At 37.5% G+C, this 25,179-nt stretch carries 22 protein-coding genes and 1 pseudogene; 9 read left to right on the top strand and 14 right to left on the bottom strand.

The window, feature by feature from the left end; genetic code table 11:
- Positions 1-73 precede the first annotated feature (73 nt).
- Entirely contained in the window at positions 74-490 is a 417-nt protein-coding gene (locus tag EGT49_RS04545; protein WP_135371954.1) for a protein-export chaperone SecB, read from the top strand.
- A gap of 328 nt (positions 491-818) precedes the next feature.
- Here the strand turns inward: EGT49_RS04545 and EGT49_RS04550 are convergent, their stop codons facing one another.
- The 5 genes from EGT49_RS04550 to EGT49_RS04570 all read right to left on the bottom strand — a co-directional run bounded on the left by EGT49_RS04550 (position 819) and on the right by EGT49_RS04570 (position 6,034).
- The gene (locus EGT49_RS04550) at positions 819-1,337 is read right to left on the bottom strand and encodes a helix-turn-helix domain-containing protein (protein WP_135371956.1); all 519 of its coding nucleotides are present in this window, start codon (positions 1,335-1,337) and stop codon (positions 819-821) included.
- Between the two features lie 152 nt (positions 1,338-1,489).
- The gene (locus tag EGT49_RS04555) at positions 1,490-2,467 is read right to left on the bottom strand and encodes an aliphatic sulfonate ABC transporter substrate-binding protein (protein WP_135371958.1); all 978 of its coding nucleotides are present in this window, start codon (positions 2,465-2,467) and stop codon (positions 1,490-1,492) included.
- Positions 2,464-3,981: an AMP-binding protein gene (locus tag EGT49_RS04560; RefSeq protein ID WP_135371960.1), complete on the bottom strand. Its 1,518-nt coding sequence runs from the start codon at positions 3,979-3,981 to the stop codon at positions 2,464-2,466. The genes EGT49_RS04555 and EGT49_RS04560 overlap by 4 nt, the downstream gene beginning before the upstream one ends.
- A complete protein-coding gene (locus EGT49_RS04565; protein ID WP_246013798.1) occupies positions 3,938-5,143 on the bottom strand; it encodes an acyltransferase in 1,206 nt (401 codons plus the stop codon). The genes EGT49_RS04560 and EGT49_RS04565 overlap by 44 nt, the downstream gene beginning before the upstream one ends.
- A 165-nt stretch (positions 5,144-5,308) precedes the next feature.
- The gene (locus EGT49_RS04570) at positions 5,309-6,034 is read right to left on the bottom strand and encodes a GntR family transcriptional regulator (protein ID WP_135371962.1); all 726 of its coding nucleotides are present in this window, start codon (positions 6,032-6,034) and stop codon (positions 5,309-5,311) included.
- Positions 6,035-6,179: 145 nt separating this feature from the next.
- Here EGT49_RS04570 and EGT49_RS04575 point away from each other — a divergent pair, with 145 nt between their 5' ends.
- From EGT49_RS04575 to EGT49_RS12540, 3 genes and pseudogenes are all read left to right on the top strand, one after another.
- Entirely contained in the window at positions 6,180-7,550 is a 1,371-nt protein-coding gene (locus EGT49_RS04575; RefSeq protein WP_135371964.1) for a glycoside hydrolase family 1 protein, read from the top strand.
- A 15-nt stretch (positions 7,551-7,565) separates the two neighbouring features.
- The gene (locus EGT49_RS04580; protein ID WP_135371966.1) at positions 7,566-8,885 is read left to right on the top strand and encodes a PTS sugar transporter subunit IIC; all 1,320 of its coding nucleotides are present in this window, start codon (positions 7,566-7,568) and stop codon (positions 8,883-8,885) included.
- A 258-nt stretch (positions 8,886-9,143) separates the two neighbouring features.
- Positions 9,144-9,461: pseudogene (locus EGT49_RS12540) on the top strand (transposase); the annotation flags it as partial.
- Positions 9,462-9,522: 61 nt separating this feature from the next.
- Here EGT49_RS12540 and EGT49_RS04595 read toward each other — a convergent pair.
- The 8 genes from EGT49_RS04595 to EGT49_RS04630 all read right to left on the bottom strand — a co-directional run bounded on the left by EGT49_RS04595 (position 9,523) and on the right by EGT49_RS04630 (position 19,615).
- The gene (locus tag EGT49_RS04595) at positions 9,523-10,860 is read right to left on the bottom strand and encodes a PTS sugar transporter subunit IIC (RefSeq protein WP_135371969.1); all 1,338 of its coding nucleotides are present in this window, start codon (positions 10,858-10,860) and stop codon (positions 9,523-9,525) included.
- Between the two features lie 262 nt (positions 10,861-11,122).
- Positions 11,123-12,019 carry an ROK family protein gene (locus tag EGT49_RS04600; protein ID WP_135371971.1) on the bottom strand — a complete coding sequence of 299 codons (897 nt, stop codon included), beginning with the start codon at positions 12,017-12,019 and terminating at the stop codon, positions 11,123-11,125.
- Positions 12,019-13,455 carry a 6-phospho-beta-glucosidase gene (locus tag EGT49_RS04605; protein ID WP_135371973.1) on the bottom strand — a complete coding sequence of 479 codons (1,437 nt, stop codon included), beginning with the start codon at positions 13,453-13,455 and terminating at the stop codon, positions 12,019-12,021. The genes EGT49_RS04600 and EGT49_RS04605 overlap by 1 nt, the downstream gene beginning before the upstream one ends.
- A 44-nt stretch (positions 13,456-13,499) precedes the next feature.
- The gene (locus EGT49_RS04610) at positions 13,500-14,888 is read right to left on the bottom strand and encodes a PTS sugar transporter subunit IIC (protein ID WP_135372012.1); all 1,389 of its coding nucleotides are present in this window, start codon (positions 14,886-14,888) and stop codon (positions 13,500-13,502) included.
- Positions 14,889-15,030: 142 nt separating this feature from the next.
- Positions 15,031-15,777, bottom strand: a complete 747-nt coding sequence (locus EGT49_RS04615; protein ID WP_135371975.1) for a MurR/RpiR family transcriptional regulator — start codon at positions 15,775-15,777, stop codon at positions 15,031-15,033.
- A gap of 10 nt (positions 15,778-15,787) precedes the next feature.
- On the bottom strand, positions 15,788-16,600 hold the full coding sequence (locus tag EGT49_RS04620) for an SDR family NAD(P)-dependent oxidoreductase (protein WP_135371977.1): 813 nt from the start codon (positions 16,598-16,600) through the stop codon (positions 15,788-15,790).
- Between the two features lie 118 nt (positions 16,601-16,718).
- The gene (locus EGT49_RS04625; RefSeq protein WP_135371979.1) at positions 16,719-19,052 is read right to left on the bottom strand and encodes a glycoside hydrolase family 65 protein; all 2,334 of its coding nucleotides are present in this window, start codon (positions 19,050-19,052) and stop codon (positions 16,719-16,721) included.
- Between the two features lie 314 nt (positions 19,053-19,366).
- The gene (locus tag EGT49_RS04630) at positions 19,367-19,615 is read right to left on the bottom strand and encodes a helix-turn-helix domain-containing protein (protein WP_135371980.1); all 249 of its coding nucleotides are present in this window, start codon (positions 19,613-19,615) and stop codon (positions 19,367-19,369) included.
- Positions 19,616-19,760: 145 nt separating this feature from the next.
- On the opposite strand from EGT49_RS04630, the gene EGT49_RS04635 reads away from it, so the two are divergent.
- The gene (locus tag EGT49_RS04635; protein ID WP_135371982.1) at positions 19,761-19,997 is read left to right on the top strand and encodes a helix-turn-helix domain-containing protein; all 237 of its coding nucleotides are present in this window, start codon (positions 19,761-19,763) and stop codon (positions 19,995-19,997) included.
- A gap of 79 nt (positions 19,998-20,076) precedes the next feature.
- Here the strand turns inward: EGT49_RS04635 and EGT49_RS04640 are convergent, their stop codons facing one another.
- Entirely contained in the window at positions 20,077-20,592 is a 516-nt protein-coding gene (locus tag EGT49_RS04640; RefSeq protein WP_135371983.1) for a hypothetical protein, read from the bottom strand.
- Positions 20,593-21,148: 556 nt separating this feature from the next.
- Between EGT49_RS04640 and EGT49_RS04645 the strand changes: the two genes are divergently transcribed.
- From EGT49_RS04645 to EGT49_RS04660, 4 genes are read left to right on the top strand one after another with little or no spacing between them, the layout of a single operon-like run.
- Positions 21,149-22,162, top strand: a complete 1,014-nt coding sequence (locus tag EGT49_RS04645; RefSeq protein ID WP_135371985.1) for an ABC transporter ATP-binding protein — start codon at positions 21,149-21,151, stop codon at positions 22,160-22,162.
- The gene (locus tag EGT49_RS04650) at positions 22,159-23,133 is read left to right on the top strand and encodes an ATP-binding cassette domain-containing protein (protein ID WP_135371987.1); all 975 of its coding nucleotides are present in this window, start codon (positions 22,159-22,161) and stop codon (positions 23,131-23,133) included. Before EGT49_RS04645 ends, EGT49_RS04650 begins: the two co-directional genes overlap by 4 nt.
- A complete protein-coding gene (locus EGT49_RS04655; protein ID WP_135371989.1) occupies positions 23,133-24,092 on the top strand; it encodes an ABC transporter permease in 960 nt (319 codons plus the stop codon). The genes EGT49_RS04650 and EGT49_RS04655 overlap by 1 nt, the downstream gene beginning before the upstream one ends.
- Positions 24,093-24,106: 14 nt before the next feature.
- Positions 24,107-25,057 (top strand): ABC transporter permease, encoded by a 951-nt coding sequence (locus EGT49_RS04660; protein WP_135371991.1) that lies wholly within the window; start codon positions 24,107-24,109, stop codon positions 25,055-25,057.
- Positions 25,058-25,179 lie beyond the last annotated feature (122 nt).

Below are 25,179 nucleotides of genomic sequence, written 5' to 3' on the forward strand. Positions count from 1 at the left end.
TGGGTCCGTGATAATTAGCGTGTCTTTTTTTCTTGAGAGTGCTAATATTAGAAAAAATGACTGGAGAAAAATCATGAATACAACGAATAAGTATTTGCAATTTGATGATCCAACTATTCTAACGTTTGAATTCAATGTCAACGAACAATTCGACTTTGACAATGACTTCGACGACGTTGATATCAGCACCTTGGTAGAAATGCCCGACGAATTAGAAATCAATTGGCAAGAACCAATCCCAGTCTATTTAAGCGTCTTTATTAATCCTGATAACTCGGACGCACCCTATAAGATCAACATGAAGATTCTAGCTTTCTTCAAAGTAGATAGTGCCGTCCCTGAAGGTGAAGCTTATCAAATCCTTCAAACAGACGCCGCCAGCATCCTGTTGTCCTATCTACGCCCCATGGCTTCAATGATGGTGACAGCCAGCGGCTTCCCACCAATGACAATACCGATGTTGGACTTCTCAGATGATGACGATGATTAGAGGGTGGAGCAAGCCCGCTTAGGAGGCGACAGATAGCCTAGCTTCACGAATTGCCCGCCGAATTTTGCGGGTGATTTGGGAAGCGTAGCTATATGTTGACTCCTGGCTTGCGCAACCCGTTTACGATTAGAGGGTGAAGCAGGGGCGGTCAGCTCCCGGAGGATAACGTAATTTCCCAAATTGCACGCCGAACTTTGCGAGTGATTTGGGAAATTTTGTTATCTCGGAGGGAGTTGCCCCTGTGTAACCCGTTTACGATCAAACTAAGCACTTTGGTTATCCGCTATATACAAAAAGAGCTACTAACCCCACCGGTAAGTAGCTCTTTTTAAATACCCAGACTAGCCTCACGCATCCCTTCAACAATATCCGGCACTTCATGCAAAACGTAAGGAACGACCACTGAAACCACTAAAATAACTCCAAAAACAATCCCCCACTTATTAATCCCTTGCCACTTAACACACTTCAAGAACCCCACCAAAGAAACAACTCCAGTCAAAGTCAACCAGTCTTCCACTGTAACAATAGAAATACCTCGTCCATAAATAATGAACAAACCAACTACCACTAAGAGCAGTCCCAAAGTATAGATCCATTCCAGTTTGGAGAACTTAATCTTATCTTCTGCAAACTTATTCATCAATTCATCATCCCCCCGAATCAATTCATCTAAAGAAATCTGAAACAAGTCACTAATTGCGACAACATTACTAAAACTTGGCAAGCTCAGTCCATTCTCCCACTTCGATATTGATTGACGGGAAATATTCAGTTTTTTAGCTAGATCTGCTTGTGACATATTATGTAATTTACGTTGTTGTTGCAGTTTCGTTCCAATCCTCATAATAAATCCCCCCTTGATTAATTATGATTTTATAGGAAACGAGCTCCTTTGCCTAGAAGCTGGCGGTTGCGTTTATCCTCTAAAGCAATTTCGTCGTTATAACGATACTTTACGGGCAACAAAAAAGGACGATCAAATCGTCCTTTTTATATTTAATCATAATCACCAGAGTCACTAACTGTAACTTTTTTCTCGATGAATCCTTCTTCATAGAAGAGGTCCGCAATCTTTTGCTCTTCCTTTACATATTTAGAACTCATTGTATAAATACCAAAGCTACGACGGCTGACTAATTTTTTAACCACGCTCTTAGAAACATTTAGAGACTTGCTCATCATTGTTACTAATTCACTCTGATTATTATTAGCCCATTCCATATCTTCTTGTAGATACTTAACTAAATACTTCGATACTTCAGTATTTTCTTTGGCATAACTTTGTAATGCTAGAATATAATCACGATTATTGGTAATACCTGAACCATTAACTAACAATTTAGCATTTTGATTGATTTCTGCTTGTGCCGTATATGGATCCCAACTTGCCCAAGCATCAACTTTCCCCTTTGAGAAGGCGACGCTGGCACTTGATTGATCCATATTGACCAACGTTACATCATCAGTACTCAAGCCAGCTTTTTTCAATGCGGCTAAAACCATATATTGAGAACTAGTTCCTTTAGTATAGGCAATCTTCTTCCCCTTCAAATCTTTAATTGAAGAAATATTTGAAGATTTACTTACTAAAATACCTGAGCCCTTAGCTTTTGAAGTGCTACCAGCAATATAAGTCAATTTTGTACCTGTCGAAAGTGCGAATACCGGTGGTGTATCACCAGTTCTAGCATAATCGACACTACCAGCTTTCAAGGCTTGCATCAAAGCACTTCCGTCTTGGAACTGTTTAAAGACAACATTGTAACCTTTAGCTTTCATCTTCTTAACGAATTCACCACGCTGTTTAGCAATATCAAATGGATCACCTTTTTGATAACCGATCGTGACCGTTTCTAAACTTGAAGACGAACTACCGGCATCAGTTTGCTTAAATCCATATAACGCTACAACGGCCCAGAAGAATAGGACCACACTGATTAAGAGCTTTTTAAATTTTCTTTTTCGTTTATTCATGCGAATTTACCCACTAAGTTTGACATAACTTGCTCACGTAATTTTAAGCGAATCACTTTTCCTGTAGCGTTACGCGGATAATCTTTAACGAAGACAATTCGCGTTGGTTGTTCATAACCAGCTAAAGTAGCTTTGGCGTGAGCGATAATTTTTTGACGTTCTAGTTCTTTAGATTGTTGACCGCGAGTGATCACTACAGCTGTCACTGCTTCTCCATACAAGTTATCAGGTGTTCCAATGACTGAGACCTCTTTGACAAAATTTAATTGGCTGAGGGCATTCTCAACTTGTGCCGGCGCAACTTTTTCACCACCGTGATTGATAATGTCCTTTTTACGACCTTTAACGAATAAATATCCGTCTTCATCGATATATCCCAAATCGCCAGTTAAAAACCAACCATCCTTAAAAGAATCCGGATGTGGATCTAAGTAATCGCTAATAACGTGATCACCGGAAACAACGATCTCACCTAACTGATTAGGTTTCTCAACTACTTGGCCATCGTTCATGATAGCAACATTAGTCTTAAAAGCTTTTCCGGCTGAACCAACCTTTTGAGCACCGAAAGGATTGATCGTACATTGACTAGCAGTTTCCGTCATCCCATACCCTTCAAGGATTTGAGTATGAAATTTCGTTTGAAATTCAGTTAGTTTATCAAGTGGTAAAGCAAATGAAGAGCATCTGACAAAGCGTAATTGGATATCCGTATCATAAGCCTGCAAAGCTTTTTGATTAATCAATAAGATATTAACAATCGTTGGTACCACGGAAACCCAAGTAACACCGTTTGTTCGAATCTGATTCCAAAACTTAGAAGCACTGAATTTTTCAGCGACGACAATTTTTCCACCCGATAAACGAGTTGCCAATATGACGATAGCTTGAGCATTGATATGAAACATCGGCATAACGACCAAAGTCGTATCACTGGCAGTCAATCTATGGCTTTCAATATCATGTTCGACCGCATTTTTCAAAATCCGATGTGTCAAGCCAACTCGTTTGGGTTTTCCAGTGGTTCCAGACGTGTTCATGATCAAGGCTAAATCGTCTTCTGCTGGTGTAGCGGCGTCATGACCCATCAAATCTCGATAACGAATAACGTGTAAAATAGAATAAGTTTCTAAATGTAACGCCGTTACAATTGCCATGTGGTCATCCAAAACAGCATCAACCAAGTTCTCACCGACGATTGAAGCTGCATAGTCGTGTTCAGCTAGTTCTTGTTGTAATTCTTTTTCTGGCGTTGTAGCGGCGATTGGATGCACGACGGCCCCCACTTCCCAGAGCGCCTGAGTTAACACTGGATAAACCGCTGAATTCTTCAGGCAAACTAATACGACATCACCTAATCCGATGTGAAGATCGATTAAAGTATCCTTCAAAATCCTGATATCACCACGAATTTGACTACCGGTGAACCACTGATCTAGTGCTTCATCCTTAATAATTTTTTCATTTAAGTTATTCTTTAACTGCTTGTTTAATTGTTGAGTTATTTCTGACATATTTTTTTGCTCCTTTTGTTAGGTGCCATTGCGGACGTCCAATCAAAACTCCAAACGGAGGAACCTTGTAGCAGAACCAAGAAATCAAGAAGGCTCCACCAAGGACAAAGGCATATCCAAGTGGCAACATTAGTAGCATCACGAATGATGGCACATTGATAATGCTCAAAATTCCATACAAGATTGCGATTGGAATCGTTTGAACCAAGTAAATCCCGAAGGATACTTTGGCCAAGTTGTGAATTGTTTTATCTAACCAAGCTGGTAGATTCTTTTGTCTAGCATGGGCGTATTGTCGACCAATCCAGAAAACAAAGACGATCATGAACGTATCATAGATAAAAATGAATGGTTGGTGAATCGATTGAGTCGCACTCATACTTAGTTTTAAAACGTATTGATTTCCGAAGAAAACAAGTACTGTTCCAATTGCTAAAACAAGTGTTGACCAACCAATCACCCGATGGTTTTTTTCAATAAATTTATCGACTTGATCATAGTGGATAGCAACAAATGCTCCGGCAATGAAGTAGAATTGATAAACTAAAACATTCATTCCATAGGCTCTGAAGAGATACCACCAACCACTACGGTCGACACCTGGTAACCAATATTTGATGCCAATAACTAGTAATAGTTGAATCAAAGCACTCGCAACCAAAATGGCAACGTGGTGATTTGGCAATTTCTTAAACATATAAACTATTAGTGGGAAAAGTAAGTACAGCTGGAACGTGACCAGAATGTAGTACATGTAATACTTATTCCCATGAATTATGGCATCATATAAATTTTGAAAATAATTAGGCCAACTGATAGCGACACCCGCCGTGATGGTTGAGAACCATAACAGAATCGCATTCCAACCAATATAAGGAATCCCTACACTGATATAACGTTTTTTCCAAAAGCCTAACCAATGATTATCACGATTGTAGTAATTTAAAACTAAAACGAGTCCCGTCATGAACATGAAACCCATTCTCGTAAAGTGAAGCATCAAGTGAGTCGCTTCGATAAATAGTTGACTACCTGTACCGTCGCCAACGTTGTTTTTAAAAGCGGTTGTTGTATGATTCAACAGCACGCCACCAATAAAGAGAACTCGCATTAAATCCACTTCATATAAATATTTTTTCTTTTTCTTAGTTGTAGTTGCCAAGAGTTCACCTCTATTGCCATTTTTTCTTCCTGCTTAAAAGCATAGTTAAGTTATAGCATCGCAACAGTACTGGGGTCTTGATGATTGATTAAGGTTAAAATAAGAAATTCTTAGATACAAAAAAATTCAAGGAATTATTACATCCCTTGAATTTTTTAATTTCATTTATAAATCTGCTTTGTGAGACAAGAAAACTCGATATCCACCAGTATTATATGGCCGGTCAGTTGAAGAACTTTCAAATGGTGTTCCATCATCCAAATAAACTACTTGTCTAACATTTAAAATTGGTTCACCTGTCTTGGCTTTCAAATATTTTAAATCGTCCGCTGAAGGTTTCTCAGCATTAATAGTTCTATCGGCTGCACCAATAGTCAATTTTAATTCACTTTGGATATAACCATAAATCGAACTATGTAAAACTTTCTCATTAACGCCTGGAATAACATTAACCGGCATTTTAGTGTATTCCAACGCATATGGATTTCCGTCAACTAACCTCAATCTTTTAATATTGTAGATTGCATCAGTTTCTTTGATTCGTAAGTCTCGCATCTCATCCTTGTTAGGATATCTCAACTCAAACTTGATAATTTTGCTAACAACCTTATGCTCTTGACCCATCAATTGTGACGTTCCCACGTACTGATCTACGCCAATACTCATATTAGCAATACTGTCAGCATTGCTTTTTACATAAGTTGCAGCTCCTTGTTGACTATAAACATATCCACGAGTTTTCAAAATTGCGAGTGACTTTTGAAGCGTCATTCTACTTGTCGCATACTCCTTTGCCATAGTTTTTTGGTCAGGCAAAGGATTTCCAGATTTATAAATGCCAGCACGAATTTTTTCTATTATTTCATTTGCGATTTCTTCATATCTTGACATCACGCATTAACCTCATTTTTCTCATTACGTTAATAATACCCATCTTTATTCGATTTGAAAACTTTAACACCCAATTTATAAATTTGAGTTTACAAGTTATGTGAAAGCGTGTACAATTCGTTTTGTAAAGGAGGATTTTATTTATATGAATGAATTAAGAAAAGATTTCTTGTGGGGGAATTCTACCTCTAGTATGCAGACCGAAGGTGCCGTAAACGAAGGCGGTAAGGGTAAATCCGTTTACGATATCAGAAAAGCAACTGCTGATGCTTCTGACTGGAAAGTTGCTATCGATGAATATCATCGTTATCCCGAAGACGTTAAGCTGATGAAAGAAATGGGTATGAATTGTTACAGATTCCAAATTTCTTGGAGCCGTGTTAATCCTGACGGTGATGGTGATTTTAATGAAGAAGGAATCAAGTTTTATGATGATTTGATCAATGAATTATTAGCAAATGATATTGAACCAATGATTTGCTTGTACCACTTCGATATGCCTCTTCACTTGGCTGAAAAGTATAACGGATTCGTTAGTCAACACGTAGTAGATGCCTTTGTCCGTTATGGAAAAGAAATGCTAAAGAGATTTGGCGACAGAGTTAAATATTGGATCACCTTCAATGAACAAAATCTTTACAGTGTTCCTGAAGCATTCAAAATCAGTGGCTATAAAGGTGACAATTCAATTAGAGACCTTTATCAAATTCAACAACACGTTTTCTTATGTCATGCAGCTATTGCTAATGAAGTTCATGAAAATTATCCAAATGTACAAATTGGTGGCATGCTTGCCTATCAAGAAGTTTATCCTGCAACAGCTTTACCAACTGATGTTGCCGCAACACGTAAATTCCTAGAATTTGCTGACAACAATTTAATTAGATTATTTACTGAAGGAAAATATTCTGATGAAGTAGTCCACTACATGAAGATGAACAATCTTGATGACATCTTAGACGAAAAAGAAATGGAAGTTATTTCAAAGACGACAAGTGATTTTATTAGTTTCAGCTATTATTCAACTTCAACAATCGACAGTACATTAATTCCTATTAACACTTGCCCTAACTTCTACAGCATTGAAGGACATAAACCAAATCCATATCTATTAACAAATGAATGGGATTGGCAAATCGATCCATTAGGATTCAGAACTGTTTTAACAACCATTTCAAATGAAACACATCTTCCTGTTTTCCCAATTGAAAACGGAATCGGTGTCAGTGAAACTTGGGACGGTAAAAATCCAATTAATGATGACTATCGTATCAAATATCACCGCGATCACATCCAAGCTATGAAAGACGCTGTTAGCATCGATGGCGTTGATGTTATGGGTTACCTTGGTTGGGGATTGATCGATATTCCTAGTTCACAAGGAAATATGGAAAAACGTTATGGAATGGTCTACGTAAACCGTGGAAACCATGATCTACGTGACATGAAACGTATTCCAAAGAAGAGTTTCAATTGGTTTAAAGAGGTCATTAAATCTAATGGAAATATACTTTAGAATGGAGTGAAAAAAATGGAAGCCTCAAAAGGTAAGGGACAAAAATTTTTAGATAAATTTGCCGCCGTATCAGCTCGTATTGGTGCAGAAGTCCATCTTCGTTCTCTAAGAGATGCCTTTGCTGTCATCATGCCCCTATTCATTCTTGCTGGTGTCGGAGTTTTAATTAACAACGTTGTCTTTCCAAAAATTGCTAGTGGCACTACCTTAGCAAATCTCCAAGTTTGGGGAAATCTGATTTCTAATGGTACCTTAAATATCGCCGGTTTAATGCTTGCACCCGCAATTGGTTTTTGCCTGGCTAGAAATAAGAATTATGATAATCCAATCGCAGCTGCCATAATCTCATTAGCCAGTTTAGTTATGACAATGCCTTTATCATTAAGTGTCATCCCTACTGGTGCTAAAAAAGCGGTTGATGTTTCCGGCTTAATGTCATTCAACAACTTAGGTACTACTGGTATGTTTGGTGGTATCATCGTTGGTTTACTAGCTACAGAAATTTTTATTAAGCTATCAAATGTTAAACATTTACAAATTAATTTGGGAGATAATATTCCTCCTGCAGTTTCCGCATCATTTAACTCATTGATTCCCGCTATTTTAACAGCAAGTATTTTCGCATTGATTGCCGCTCTTCTAGCTGTATTCGGGAATACAGATCTAATCACTTTAATTTCTACTTTGATCCAAGAACCATTAAGAAAAGTTAATACTAGTCTCTTCGGTATGTTGTTCATCTACTCAGTTGGTAATTTCCTATTTACATTGGGAATTCACCAAACAGTTATCAACGGTACTTTGCTTGATCCTTTACTTTTGATCAATATGAATAAAAATACTGCTGCATTTGCCGCTGGACATGAAGCTCCATACATTTTGACAAATACATTCCGTGATACCTTCGGTATGATGGGGGGTACTGGTTCAACTATCTGCTTGTTAATTGCTATTTTCTTATTCTCCCATCAAAAGTCAGGGAAAGAACTTGCTAAACTAGCCATTGCTCCTGGACTATTCAATATTAACGAACCTGTCATCTTTGGTTATCCAATCGTCTTTAACATCCCAATGATGATTCCATTCGTTTTGACACCGGTAATCGGTATCTTAATTGCTTACTTCTTTACAGCAATTGGCTTTATCCATCGAGTCGTCGTCATGGTTCCATGGACCACGCCACCACTACTATCAGCTTACCTTGCTACTGCTGGTGACTGGAAAGCTGTTCTAGTTCAAATCTTAACTATCATAATTGGTGTTTTCTTCTACTTACCATTTATTAAGATCAGTGAAAGAGTTCAACTAAAGCAAGCCGAACAAGGTTTGGATTAAAAAACGGTTGTACGCTAAATAGAGTTGATGGCAAAATGCCCATCAACTCTATTTTTGTATACCTTTTATTAGCAATACTCTTTAAGAACATCAAAAAAGACACCACTCATGTCCTTTAGATGTTCGACCCTCTACAGCTTCACAATGAAAGGAATTTGAATGATGCCCCTAACAGATAATTCTATACGAAATGCTTTAGAAATTAAAGACAAGAATATTGTATTCACTGATGACTCCATTTTTATGAATATACATGGAACTATGTCTTTAGATTTAAACGCCGGTTATATTAATCTCGTTCCAAAATTACTAAGGCAAGGATAGTTGTTGATTGGTTTCACATTGTTCAAATGGCTAATCGTTCTGCACTTTGATTACTCCAATGAATTTTTAGAAGGAATCATTGGAAGGACAAAGAAAATAAAAAATGGCGCATACGGTTATCGAAACTGGACTAACTTTATTAAGCGGATTGATCTTCAAATCTTTTGGTTTAGAGCACGCTCTTCATCTCGGCAAAAAAAGCAACTAGACCAATTACGGTCTAACTGCTTATGCGAACTGCCATCAACTTGATTTGACGAACAAAAAAAAGACTCATAAGTCACAGAATTAATCTGACTTATGAGTCTTATTTTTATTTAGCCTCAGCAGCTTCTTCTTCTTTTTCTTGCTTGTACAAGATCATATCTTGTTTGTGCACGAATGGATAGTAAACGAAGAACGAAGCTACGATGATAATTGCTTGCCAAATCATGACTTTCCAACCACCGACTAAGAATCCGGAAACAATTGGTGGCGTCGTCCATGGTACTTGAACACCATTTAGATATGGCAAAATTCCAATTTTAATTAAGAAATACGTTGATAACATTGAAAATGTTGGCATGAACATGAATGGTAAGACCATGATTGGGTTCAAAACAACTGGTAAACCAAACAAAATTGGTTCATTGATATTGAATATTGCAGGGATAAAGGCTAATTTACCAATTCCCTTCAATTGAGCTGATCTAGCAAAGAACATGATGTAAACTGCCAAGCCAAAAGTCATACCGGCACCAGTAACTGTACCGAATTGGTCCATTAATGATTGAGTAAAGATGTGACCACCTAAGGCTTGAGTTACAACTCCATGAGCTTTGAAAATCGTAGCATTTTGCAATGCATTAGCTTGTAGTAAGGGACTCATGATACCACCAATAATTGTGGAACCATGGACACCAAAGAACCACAAGAATGGAACCAAGATACCAACTAAGAACACACCACCGGCAGAATCTGTGATACCTTGCAATGGTGTTTGAATCGTTGTATAGATCCATTGAGTAACTGTTTGATGAGCTACTAAGTCAAAGAAGATGTAAATAAGTAGGAATCCACAAACAATGACAAAAGCAGGAATCAAAGCCACGAATGATTCAGCAACTGCAGGTGGAACAGACTCTGGCAACTTGATCGTGATGTGATGCTTCAAGAACCACGAGTAAACCCATCCAGTAATCAATCCAACTAAGATAGCCGCAATCATCCCTTGACCACCGAGCCAAGTACGATCGATAAATCCACCAAGCATAGTTGGTGCTTGACTAGCTGAAACAACCGTTTTAGTACCATTCATAACCGCTGTTGTTGGACGCATGATCAAAAAGAAACTGACCAAGGCCGTCATCCCAGCTGGCAATGGTTCAAATCCGGCATCTTTAGCCCAGTTGTAAGCAATACCTACGACCGCAAAGATTGCCATAACCCCGAATGAAGCGTTGTAAGCTTGATTCCAATATGGAGTCAAACCAGTCTTGTCCATCCAATTAGCAACTTCTGGAACAGGAAACGATGCTAGCAATAAGAAAACAGAACCAATCATAATGAATGGCAAGGAAACCAACATACCATTTTTAATGGCCGTTATCCCCCTGGTATTGACGAATTTCATCATACCCGGCATAATTTTTTCATTAAACCACGTTTTCATATTTTCACCCCTCAATGTTTGACATTGAAAAAAAATTTAAATATTATTTCATGAAAAATATAAATAATTTTGGGACACTATTTTGCAATCACTCTTCATAATCTACTAAACTTGCAGATCATGGCGAAATGACCAAACCATAGGCACCGCCACCTTTCAAGAGGTACACGCTTTATAACGCTTACATTACCATATTTCTACTGAAAGCTATTCTATTTATAATTTTTTTGGGTGTTACATGTTTCTTACAACAAAGCAAATTCTAAGCATGAATCAATTGATAAACCGCACCAATCATTCCTGCATCATTCTTGAGTTTAGCCGCCTTAACTTCAGGAAGCTGCAAATTATTAATACTGTTGTGGACAGCTTGGATTTCTTTAATAGTCTTATTCAAATTGTCCATAAATTCTGTATTATTACTAATTCCACCACCGATAATCACAACGGCTGGATCAAAGGCAACTTCTAAATTGATGATTCCTTTAGCTAAACTACGATAATAACTCTTCAAAACGTTTTGCGCTAAGACTTCGCCGTCATCTGCACGTTGGAAAATTTTTCTTGCATCGTCAACTTGATCTCCACTAAATTGATTATAACGCCTAATTAGTCCAATAACCGTTGCCCCACGGAAATTCAAAGTCCCCATTTCCACGTCAACATCATCGTCTTCAACAATCATCCAACCAAATTCTCCTGAACGAGCATGAGCTCCACGATAGATTTGGTCGTTAACGATCAAGGCGCCACCAACTCCAGTGCCCAATACTAATCCAATATAGTCATGGATTCCTTGCGCTGAGCCAATCCATTTTTCAGCAATAGCAGCCGCGTTAGCGTCATTTTCAATTTTTGTCGGTAGATCAGTTTTTTCTTCAAGTAGTTGGGCTAAATTGATTTCTGTGAAGTATTTAACTGCTCCAGAAGTAGTCAAGAAACCGTCCGCTTGCACGACTCCGGGCATAGAAACTCCGATGCCTTCAACTGGTTCAATATCTTGAATCTCTTTGACTGCCGCCACTAAATCATTTAACAATTTGTCTTTGTCGTCGACATTTGTTTCAAAGTGATTTTTGTTTGTGACTACGCCATTTTCGTCCACTAGACCATATTTAACTGAGGTTCCACCTATATCTAAACCAACATATTTTTTCATTATTTGATCTCCGCGCCATTAGTTTTGATAACGTTTTGGAACCAATAGAATGAATCTTTCTTGTAACGATCCAGTGAACCAGTCCCATCATCGTTCTCATCTACATAAATCATACCGTAACGTTTGGACATTTGACCAGTGCTGGCAGCAACTAAATCAATACAACCCCAAGGTGTGTAACCCATCAAATCGATGCCATCTTCTAGAACGGCCTTTTTCATTTCACGAATATGATCAGTTAAGTAATCGATTCGATAATCGTCGTGAACCTTTTTGTCATCAGTCAATTTGTCTACTGCACCTAATCCATTTTCGACAATGAATAGTGGCAAATGATAACGGTCATTGAACCAGTTCATGGCATAACGTAAGCCGGTTGGATCAACTTGCCAACCCCATTCACTAGCTTTAACATAAGGATTTGCCACTCGATCATGACTTTCGTTATATTCAAGTTTTCCAGTATCTTGAACCGCAAAGGACATGTAATAACTGAAACCAATGTAGTCAACTGTCCCCTTCTTTAAATTAGTCAAATCTTCAGCAGTCATATCCAAGTTAAAGTTACGCTCCTTGAAATGATTCAACAACCATTGTGGATAAACGCCGTTAACATGGACATCCCCGAACCAGAAACGTGTCTGCATTGCTCGTTGAGCAAACAAGATGTCAGCTGGTTTAGAAGTTAATGGATAAATTGGTGTCATGGCAATCATGCAACCAATTTGGAAATCAGGATTAATTTTGTGGCCAATTTCAACAGCTTTAGCACTAGCGACCAACTCGTAGTGAGCGGCTTGATACATCAATTTTTCATTATCTTCATCGGTTCTCGGAATGATTCCCGAATCAGTAAAGAGTGCGTGTGTTGATTCAAATTCAGTTTGATTATTGATTTCGTTGAACGTCATCCAGTATTTAACCTTATTTTGATAACGTTTGAAGACAACTGTCGCAAACTTCACAAAATAATCAATCACCTTGCGACTACGCCAGCCGCCATACTTCTTTACTAGATGATAAGGCATCTCGAAGTGGGACAAAGTGATGACCGGTTCAATGTTGTATTTATGTAACTCATCAAACATATCGTCATAAAATTGCAAACCAGCTTCGTTTGGTTGGTCGTCGTCTCCATTTGGGAAAATACGACTCCAGGCAATTGAGGTTCTAAAACATTTAAAACCCATTTCCGCAAACAATTTAATATCTTCTGGATAATGATGGTAAAAATCAATCGCATTATGATTAGGATAGAATTCATTAGGATCAATTCCGTCAGTTACTTTTCTAGCGACACCGTTTGCTCCTATTGTCATTACATCGGCAGTACTGAGACCTTTTCCACCTTGGTCAAAGCCACCTTCCAATTGATGAGCAGCAACTGCGCCACCCCATAAAAATCCGTCCGGAAATGCTTTTCCTTCTAAGTTCATACAAAAATCCTCCTCAAATGCGTTACATGTTCGTTATAACGGTGTTATACTTCTACAGCACCTGTAACATCGTCATCTTTTGCTTCTTTTTCAATTTCTTTTGATTTATCATCTGTTGATTCGTCATCATCAGGAACAGCCATCTTGTTGGCAGCTAAAACGAATGGGAAGTACATAGCAACAGAAATACCTAAACATACGAATCCAATTACTAATCCAAGCAAGTTACCACCTGTACCTAAGAATGGCATCAATGGTCCTGGAGTGGTCCACGTCAGTCCAAACGCCGGCGTCGGTATCCAATTAAAGATAACGGTTACTGTATATCCAACTAAAATATTAACAACTGGTGTTAGAACGAATGGAATAGCCATGATTGGGTTTAAAACAATTGGCAAACCAAACATCAATGGTTCGTTGATATTGAACAATCCTGGAACAAAAGCAAGTTTAGCAATAGCACGATAGTCTTTACGTTTTGAAACTAAGAAAATAGCGATGATAAGTCCTAGTGTCATACCAGAACCACCCATATTAGCGAAAACATCATTTAAAACACCCCATGTGGCACGGTTAGGAACACCCCAGGCTGTACCATGAGCATTGATAAATGTTTGATTAGAAAGATCTGCTTCAGTAAAGATAATTGATCTTAAAGCATTCAAAGTATTTGGTCCGTGAATACCAACTAACCAAAGTAGGTTTTGAACAATAGCGATGATAATAACACCGTAAATATTTACACCGATATGTGTTAGTGGTGTTTGAATCGACTTGTAAATAACATCATTGATACCACCGGGTGCAACTAAACCGATAAAGTAGTTAATAATTGAAGCAACCATGATAACAAAGACGATTGGAATCAAACCATTGAAAGAACGAGCAACGGCTGGTGGAACCATATCTGGCATCTTAATTTGTAATTTCTTGATCTTAGTAAGTCTTGGTAAGAATTCTCCAACTAAACCACCACAGATCATGGCAACGAATAAACCTTGAGCACCAAGGTAAGTTGTTGGTAAGTAAGTTACGCCGTCTTTAACGATTGATGGTGTGTACATGATCATGAAAACTGCGATACCAGTCATACCAACTAACATATCGTCAGCCTTGAAATACTTAGCCAAGTTTCTAGCAACTAAATATGCAATGAAAATTGAAAGAATATTCATTGTCCCGTTAGTTACTGAAGTAAGAAGTTTTTGAGCTTCTTCTAGGTGTGGGAAAAATTTCGGTAAGAATAAAATCTGTGCAATAAATCCTTGTTTTGAAAAGACAAGGTTGTTGATCAAAATGACAATTGAAGCTGCCATTGTGATTGGAAATGTATACATGAAAGCATCACGAATCGCTGCAATATGACGTTGTTCATTCAACTTAGTTGCGAACGGTACGATGTGTTTTTCCATGAACGCATTGAAACTATTCATCATAATGTGAATCCCCCTTATTTGATTACAGTTACTAGTATAAAAAAACGCTTACAAAATTTGAATACTTTGTAAACGTTCTGAATCTATGTACCTGTTGCTTGATTACTTTTCCATAGTTGGAACACAGTGTTCCTAAAAATTAAGGCATTTGTCGATCAACATCTTGATTGTGCAATTCCATCAATAAACCATCGATAATATAGACGCAAGGAACTTGACTAGTTAGGTCATAGTATTTGTGAATCCTTGTTTCCGGTATGTTGTAAGTTAATGCGTAACGTCCCATTCGCGCAATCGGACTTTCAACATTTCCAGTGATACTGGCCATGATCGTATCAGCACTGTTAACAAAGTTATTCAGTGTTTCAATGATTTCATTTGTCTTACCCGAAACTGATAACGTGATGATGACATTATTAGAAGTGTTACGTAATTGTTGAATCAACGGATAAAATGGATCCTTAACCGCAAACGAGTTGAAGCCTAAAGACGAAGCTTGGCGTGACGCATACTCTGCAATCGCACCCGAACCACCCATTCCAAAGAAAATGATATTGTCAGCGTCTAACATCAAATGAGCGACCAATTTAATTGTCTTCTCAATATCATTAGGGAAAGCATCCCGAGTAATGATTTTCAAGACATCAGACTTTGAACGCATCAGATCCTGACTCTCATTTTTAAAAGACACTTTAAACTCCGGAAAACTACTGTAACCAATCTTATGAATAAAACGCATGACTGATGAATTTGAAACGTGAGCTCCTTTAGCAATGTCTCGCACTCTCATAAAAGGAACTTGTTCATCGTGATCGACGATAAAACGATAAATTGCCATATCGACTTCCGACAACTTATCAATATCTTTAAATCCAAAAAAGGCCATTCTATCACCTCTATTTCATCAATTTGTTCAAAGCAAAACGATATGTATTTGGCATTGCCCGTGCAACAAAGACCATTCCGTGGTCAATAATTGAATGGTAATAGCGGCGCTTTGGCTTAACATCTGTCGCTGCTTTGAAGAATACTTTTGCCAAATCTTCAGCGGTTGCTTCACTGAAAGTAATTTTATCGAACAACTCTTCAGTCTTAGTTAAAACATTCGTATAAGGTGAATCATTCACTAGATTCTTTTCAGCATTGTCAAAAGCAATCTTGCTCCATTCTGACTTGGTTAAACCAGGTTGAACGATCACTGAGCGTACGCCAAATGGTTTAACCTCAGAATCCAGTACGTCACTCCACATGTTCAAACTGGCTTTAGTCGTGTAATACCAACCACCCAAAGGACTATAAATATTAGCTCCAACTGAAGAAATATTCACGATTCTTCCAAAGCCTTGTTGACGCATCTTAGGCAAAACAAATTTCGTGATTTGAGCTGCCCCAAAGACATTCACATCAAATTGTTTCTTGGCATTTTCAATCGGAACTTCCTCAATTGGTCCAAATTCTCCATAACCAGCGTTATTGATCAAAACATCGATCTGACCTTGTTCAGCAATTGCTCGATCAACTAATTTACGAACGGAAATTTGATCAGTCACATCTAAAGTTTGAGTGTGAATCCCTAATTCCTTTAAATCAGTTAATTTTCCTACTCGACGAGCACCGCCGTAAACCTCAAAACCTTGTTGTTTGAAATATAACGCCGCTGCACGTCCCATTCCTGAAGAAATACCGGTAATCAAAACTACTTTTGTCATAAAATTTCCTCCTACCTTAATACATTCTATTATAGATACAATTATGATAACGGTCTTTAATCAATTAGACAGCAAAAAACACAATTTTCGTCATTTAAACAAAAATTGTGTTTCTAAATTAATCATTAACTTCAACTTGAATCTCAATTGGTAGCTCTAATTTAGAATTAGCGGCGATCCGATAAATTTTTCCATGGTTGATAAACTCGATTCCGTTACCCATGACTTCGACCTTGAACGTATCGTGATCGACAAAAACTTTAACTAAACTCTTGTGCCAATTGATCTGATATTGCAAACTGTCCCAAGTATCCGGTAAATTCGGCTCGATTCTTAACTTGCCATCCACAATTCTGACGCCGCCAAATCCCAAAACTACCATCTTCCAAATTCCACCGACAGCAGCCATATGCAATCCTTGAGTCGTTTTGCCAATATTAGTTCCTAAATCAACTTCACAGCCTTGTTCAAAATATTGATAGGCTTTGGTTTGAAGATGCAAATCACTCGCTAAGATTGCGTGGGTCGACAGTGATAGCGATGAATCGTGAGTAGTTTTAGGTTCATAATAATCCCAATTAGCTTGCTCAACAGCTTGAGTGAAATGTCCTTCGAAGAGATTAAGCAGTAACAAAACGTCTGCCTGTTTAGTTACTTGAAGATTATCAACTTGTTGCAAATTATACTTCTTAAATATCTTGGCGTGACCACCATCTGACAGGTATGGCGTTATATTGATTTTTTTCTTGGTCAAATAAGTATCGTCTTGCGGAATAACGCCCTCTTCGTTAGGTCGTGGCAAATAAATTAAATCGACTTTCGCTAGCCAATCTTGATACACTTCGTCTAAATCCAATTTGAAATTCAATTCATCGTACATTTCTGGATCGGAGTTTCGCAACAATTTGACGATTTCGATAGCTTTTTGAATGCACCAATGTGCCGTGTAATTAGTAAAGGCATTGTTATTAGCGTGTTCTTTATATTCGTCGGGGCCAATCACGTTGTCGATTTCAAAACGTTTCTGACTCAGGTTCCACTCCAGACGACTGGCCCAGAATTTAGCCGCATCCAAAATTATTTCATAACCCATTTCTTTAGCAAAACGCTGATCTTCACTGGCATATAAGTATTCCATCACCGCTATAACGACGTCACTGGTGATATGTTGCTCCAAAAAGCCTGACAGAACTTTCATCGGCTCACCGGTAACAATATCAGCTGAACCCCATGGTGGCGTAGTTTCACCATCAGTCGGCCAAGCTGCTTCCCAAGGAAATTGGGCACCGGGATAACCATTAGATTTGGCTTTTTTTCTAGCACCACCTAAACCTAAATATCGGTACCGCAAAAGATTTCGAGCAATTTCTGGCATCGTAAAAATGAAGTATGGCAACATAAAAATTTCCGTATCCCAAAAAGTATGTCCCTTGTAACCTTCACCAGTTAATCCTTTAGAGGCAATATTCATCCGTGAATCTGGTGGAGTATTGGCTGCTAATTGGTATCTAGCAAAATTTATCGCAACTTGAGGCGTGATATCTGCCGCGGCAATTTTTACCAGACTCCTTTGCCAAACGTTGAGGTCCCAAGCTCTGGCTGATTTATTCAGTAATTCCGCATATGTTCCCAAACTGTGTTGTTTGATGTCACCGATTGAGGTGTCGCAAATATCGTCTTCTTCTACATCGCTGTCGATACCGGTGTAAACATTGGCATACTTGACGAAGAGTAACTTTTGTCCTCGCAACAATTTAATTTGATAATCACCAGCAATTTTTTGACGATCCATCTGAATGTGCGGTTTAGAATTCAATAACACCTCATCGACGTAAATCTTATGTAAAACGTTAAAAATTAGTTCGATATTGGAACGTTGGGTCCGTTCACGCAATTGAATAATCTTGCCATCATAGAGTCGTCTGTCGCCTTCAACGAGATGTTGTGTCCCACTATTAGAGACCTGTCCATCAATTCCCGAGGTGATCTTAACTTCAACATCACTGTCAGATTCAACTTCAACTTTAGAAACAAACAAGTGGACATCGCTCATCGAAACAAACCGGGAAAACTTAAAGTGAATCCGCTTTTGATCAATTATCCAATCAAATTGTCGAATTAATTCACCGTTCTTTAAATTTAAATACTTGTGATAATTTTTAATCACTCCGTTGCTCAAAGAAAAAATTTTCTGATCGATTTCAAATTTTATATTTAAAATATCTGGTAAATTCGGTAATTCCGTCACTTCATCGTCGAAAGAATCAAAAGTTCCAGCTACGAACATGTCCCTTTTTTCCTGGAGATTTTTTTCTTCGGCACAAGCTCTAATACCAAGATAGCCATTACCTTGATACATGATAGTTTCACTTTTATCAATTTTTAGTGGATCAAATTTTCTCGTACCAAGATACCAGCTATTCTTAGGGTCCGTCTCAATACAAAATTTCATTTTTCATCATCCGTTCATCAAAGATATTTCCTCAATGCCAGTAATTCCACTTTCCAAAATGTCCTCTCTTCCATTATTAAACAAATTTTCATTGATGTGAAATAATTCACTTTTTACTACTATTATATTAATGTCCTTATTGAGTTAGAAATAAAGCAGAGGATGGCAATATACAAGAAAAAAATGCCTGCTTATGGACAAAATTATCCACAAGCAGGCATCACTAGGTTGATATTTATAACATTATTATTCAATATTTATTTTTTTATATAAGAAGTTAGTCTAAGACAAATAACATTAATGGAGTTTTTTAATTATTCATGCTCAGTTTGTAAATTTCTGATAATTAATCTTTGCAATTCTTCTAGTTTAATTCCATAAAGATCTGATAATACAAAGAGTAATTCTCCATCAATAATTTTATTTTTATCTGTTTCAATCGCACTCAAAACGGATGTTGAAGTGGAACAATTGTAGACAGAGCGCGTTTGATCGACTACTTGTTGTAAAGTCAGTTTTTTTAATAATCTCTTTGTTCTTAAATACTTTCCTATCGTTATCATATGTCAAATACAACCTATTCCTTTCATATATGATATTTTAAACTAAAATATGAATTTTTCAAAAAAGATATTGAAAAAAAATTGGTTCTAGTTTACGATATTGTTGTCCTTAATTAAGGAAATAGCTTAAAAAAAGGAATTTATTATGTATAACAATCAATATTTGAAAGCATATTTTACATTAAAAAATATCAAGCAAAACGATATTGCTAAATTACTTGATAAGTCTACTTCTACTATTCGTCGCAAAAATGATGATCTAGGTTTCACTCAAAAAGAAATTCTACTTATTCATAATAAATACAATATTCCTATCGAAGCATTTTTCTACGATAAGGATGCCGACGACAAAGATTCAACTACATTCTTAGAAAAAGACTAAGCATATTAGATAATAAACATATTAATAATGCAGTGCAACATCATTGAAAAAGGAGTAAACCACATGGTTTACTCCTTTTTTATTGTCCTATTGCCTTTTGTAATTGATTTAAGGCGCCATCATCGGATAATTTTTGATACTGTTGATAAGCTTGATACCAATTTCCATCACTGATGGCGTTTCTCAATCCATCGTACTCTGAATTAGAAAAGATCACTTGTGCGGCTTTTTGTGATTGTGTTTTGCTCAAAGATGAAGAATCAGAAATTAAATTAGCCGTCTTATTTTCACTCTTGGCCGCAGAAATAATTTCCGACATTTTCTTTTTATCTAAAATTGAAGCAGCACGATCGATTTTCTCATCATTTTTAGGATCTCCCGTCTTTTTCGACTTAACTTTTTTGACCAATTCCGATTTAACGACCTTATCACTCGGCGTATCGTTTCCAGTCGCACTTCGCAAGAAGTTATTCAATGGGAAAAAGAAAATGATTCCTAACACAATTAAAGCCACGACTGTTAATGAAACACTTAAAATTAGACGTTTCTTATTTTTACGATTCCGCATTTTTCTCACACTTCTTCTACTATCCATCTTAATACCACTTTCAATTATTTTTCTTAATCGGACTTGTGTTTACATAGTTTGGCACGTCCAGAAACATCTTTCAACCATTTCTAAAAATTGAATTTTCATGAAATTTATATAAATATTTTTAAAAAGAGTTTCAAAAATTAATTTTTGAGAAACTCTTTTTTGTTTTCTAAAAAACTCAATTCAACCCCTTGTCGTTATAACGATAATAAATTAGTTTTCTGTCTATACCATGTTATTTATGCAATTACTTTTATACCAATCATTAGACTTAGGACCCTAAAATATACGTTTCGTCATTTATAAGTTAACTTTTTTTTAATCTTTCTAATTTGATTGTATAGTCTTGTCATAAATATAAAACTCCATTAATAAAGCGTTTATGAATATTTTGTGAAGATTTTTAATATTTTTTTAATAATAGGGGTTGTAAATTAGAAACTAATTAACTATAATCGAACTCAATTATTAAAAAGTTCTTTGCAGCACTGGTACATAACCGCCGATGCGTCTTAGGGTTTAAATAAGAGAATTATTAGAATCAGGAGGGGATCATTTGGAAACTACATCAGATTTTCTAAATATAAAAGACGTTAATACCGCTTTTAAGATTAACGGCAAATACTACGATGCAATTTCTCATATTAATCTCAAAGTTCATCACGACGAGATTCTTGCCATTGTTGGTGAGTCTGGATGTGGTAAGAGTACTTTAGCCACAACTATTATGGGATTGCATGATCCATCAGAGACAAAAATCTCCGGTGAAATCGAGTTTGAAGGTACCGACTTACTCAAACTTGATGAAGCTGGTTACAACAAGTTCCGTGGAGCCAAGATTGGCATGATTTTCCAAGATCCACTATCTGCTTTGAATCCGTTGAAACGGATTGAAGATCAAATTAGTGAAGTAATGACTTACCATACTAATTTCACCGCTGAGCAAAAACATAAACGAGTTTTGGAATTACTCGACGAAGTTGGAATTGTTAATCCTGAGAGAACTGCTCGTCAGTTCCCTCACCAACTATCAGGTGGTATGAGACAACGTGTTATCATCGCTATCGCCATCGCTTGCAAGCCTGACTTGATCATCGCTGATGAACCAACAACAGCGCTTGATGTTACAATTCAAGCTCAAATCCTAGATGTTCTAAGAAAGATTCAACAAGAAAATCATGCTGGAATCATCTTGATCACCCATGATTTAGGAGTTGTGGCTGAAACAGCCGACCGAGTAGCAGTTATGTATGCTGGTCAAATCGTTGAAGAAGGAACTGCTGATCAAATCTTCAACAAGCCAAAGCATCCCTACACTCGTTCATTGTTAAGATCAATGCCACAACGTGATAACGAAAATGATGACTTATACGTCATTCAAGGAAATGTTCCTTCACTACAAAAGATGCCTACAACCGGCGATCGCTTCGCACCAAGAATTCCTTGGATTGATGCTTCAGCACACGAAGCCAATCCTTCAATGCACGAAGTCGAACCAGGACATGAAGTTCGTTGTACTTGCTACAAGAGCTTCACATTTCCAGATCAAACGGGGAGCGTGAAAGTATGAGTTTAGTTGAAATCAAAAATTTAAAAGTTCACTATCCTATTCGCTCAGGTTTCTGGAATCGCGTTACCGACTCCGTGAAAGCCGTTGACGGAATCAGTTTCAACATTGAAGCTGGTGAAACATACGGATTAGTTGGTGAATCTGGATCAGGTAAATCAACAACTGGCAAATCAGTCGTTGGCCTAGAAAAAGTTACAAGTGGTTCCATCATGTATCAAGGTAAGGACATCACACAAAAGAGAAATCGCAAAGAACTCGATTATAACCACGATGTTCAAATGATTTTCCAAGATTCACTTTCCAGTTTAAACCCTAGAAAGAGAATCGAAGATATCATCGCTGAACCATTAAGAAACTTCGAACACTTATCTAAAGATGAAGAAAAACTTAGAGTTTTACAACTACTAGACATTGTTGGTTTGGATGCCGATGCACTTTACAAATATCCTCATCAATTCTCCGGTGGTCAAAGACAACGTATCGGTGTAGCACGTGCTGTTGCAACCAATCCTAAGTTGATCATCGCTGACGAACCAGTATCTGCCTTGGACCTTTCCGTTCAAGCTCAAGTTTTGAACTTTATGAAGAAAATCCAACGTGAATTCGGAATCTCTTACTTGTTCATCTCTCATGATTTAGGTGTTGTCAGACATATGTGTAACAACATCGCCATTATGAACCGTGGCCGTTTAGTTGAAATTGGAACTCGTGATGATATTTATAATCATCCTATCCACATTTATACAAAACGTTTACTAGCCGCTATTCCTGAAACAAACGTTAACGATCGTCTTCAACATCGTAAAGATCGTCTAGCCGTTGAAGAAATCTATCGTGAACAACAGGATAAGTACTATGACAAAGATGGCAAAGCTTTTCCTTTAGTACCAGTAAGTCCAACTCATTCAGTTGCTCTACCTCAAGATGTCGCTAACGAAATCATTAAACAGGAAGGAGAGGTGAAAGCATAATGTGGAAAACAGTTCTTCGTCGTGTTCTAATCATGATTCCTGAAGTTATTATTTTAAGTCTTTTAGTTTTCTTACTTGCTAAAGCAATGCCTGGTGATCCATTCACCGGTTCCATTAACCCAAAAGCCGATCCCGCACAACTCCATCATTTGATGGAAATGAACGGTTTGTATGATCCTTGGTATCAACAATATTGGAATTGGGTCGTTCACTTGTTCCAAGGAAATCTTGGTAACAGTTACCAATACCAAGAACCAGTCACACGACTTATTGGTAGCCGTGCCATCAATACAGTTTGGTTAGCTTTACTTACAACATTCCTAACTTATTGTTTCGCTTTACCAATGGGTATGTTCGCCGCAAAACACGAAGGAAAATTACCTGATACAATCATCAGATTCTACACATACATCACTTACAGTATTCCTTTCTTCGTTGTTTTAGTTATCGGTATCTGGATTTTCGGTTACGTTTTAGGTTGGTTCCCAACTACAGGTTCAGTTTCCGCAACTGCCGCTTCTGGACTTCCAACTTACGGTTCTCACTTGTACCACATCATTTTACCTAGTGTCTTGGGTGCATTGTTTGGAACTGTCAACGTTGTTCAATATCTTCGTTCTGAAGTTATTGACGCCAAACGTTCTGATTACGTTAGAACTGCTCGTTCAAAGGGTGTTCCCGAAAAAGAAATTTACAAACATCATATTTTTAGAAATTCATTATTACCAATCGCCGCTTTTGCCGGCTATTCAATCACCGGTTTATTAAATGGTTCTATCTTTACTGAAACGGTCTTCTCTTATCCAGGTATGGGATTACTATTTATTAACTCTATCAACTACCGTGATTACACTGTTATTACTGCTTTAGTTTTAATTTACGGAATTTTGAACCTTCTAGGTACCTTACTTTCAGATATCATCCTAAGTATCGTTGATCCTAGAATCAGAATTGAATAAGGGGGCCGTCAATTATGGAAGAGAATTTTAACAAACATTCAAATATTTCAGCGGCCGACTTAGACCGTTTGAACAAAGAAGCCAATGAAGAAGCTACTCCTTCATCAGCTAAAATCATTTGGAACGAATTTCGGGCTGACAAGCCTGCTTTAATCGCTTTAATTATCGTCGTTGGCTTTATCGCCTTCGTCATGATTGCATCACTTTTTATCGATACTCCAAAAATGATGCAGACTAACTTGATGAACTACAATATCAGTCCCGGAACCAACGGTTACATACTTGGTGCCGATGCAGCTGGTAGATCAATTGCTCAACAAATCATCGTTGGTTCACGTAACTCTATCGGTATCGCCATTGGTTTGACAATTATTTCTTCAACTTTTGGTATCTGCTGGGGATTAATTTCCGGTTATTACAGTGGCTACATCGATTGGGGTATGCAACGTGTGTATGACTTCATGATGATGCTACCAATGACTATGATGATCATCGTTTTAGTTACTATCATCAAAAACTACAACGCTATCTCATTGACATTGATCTTCTCTATCTTCTACTGGGAAGGTACTTCACGTTTGATTCGTTCACGTACCCTTTCTGAATCAGAAAAAGATTACGTCGCTGCATCTAAGACGTCTGGTACTAGTAGTTTAAAGATTATTTTCAAGGAAATCATGCCAAATATTTCATCATTGATCATCGTTGATACAACTTTATCATTTGCTGAAAACATTGGTGTTGAAACAGGTCTTTCCTACTTGGGATTTGGTCTTCCAATCCAAACACCTTCACTTGGTACTTTGATTGCTAACGCCAATGATCCTAACAACATCACCGAATACTGGTGGACATGGTTACCTGCAGCTGCTTTGATTATTACTCTTTGTTTATCAATCAGTTATATCGGACAAGTTCTACGTCGTTCAGCTGATGCTACACAACGTCAAGGTGCTGCTGATTAATAGTTTGAAATTGTTTTATTGAAATGAGCTGCACAGGGATAACCTCTTCAGCTCTCTAACGAAAACGAGCTGCGGACAACAATCTCTTCCGGTTTACAAAATATTGAATCTCGTCCACTTCG

Origin of the sequence: Companilactobacillus suantsaicola (assembly GCF_004745525.1) — a bacterium.
Classification (GTDB): Bacteria; Bacillota; Bacilli; order Lactobacillales; family Lactobacillaceae; genus Companilactobacillus; species Companilactobacillus suantsaicola.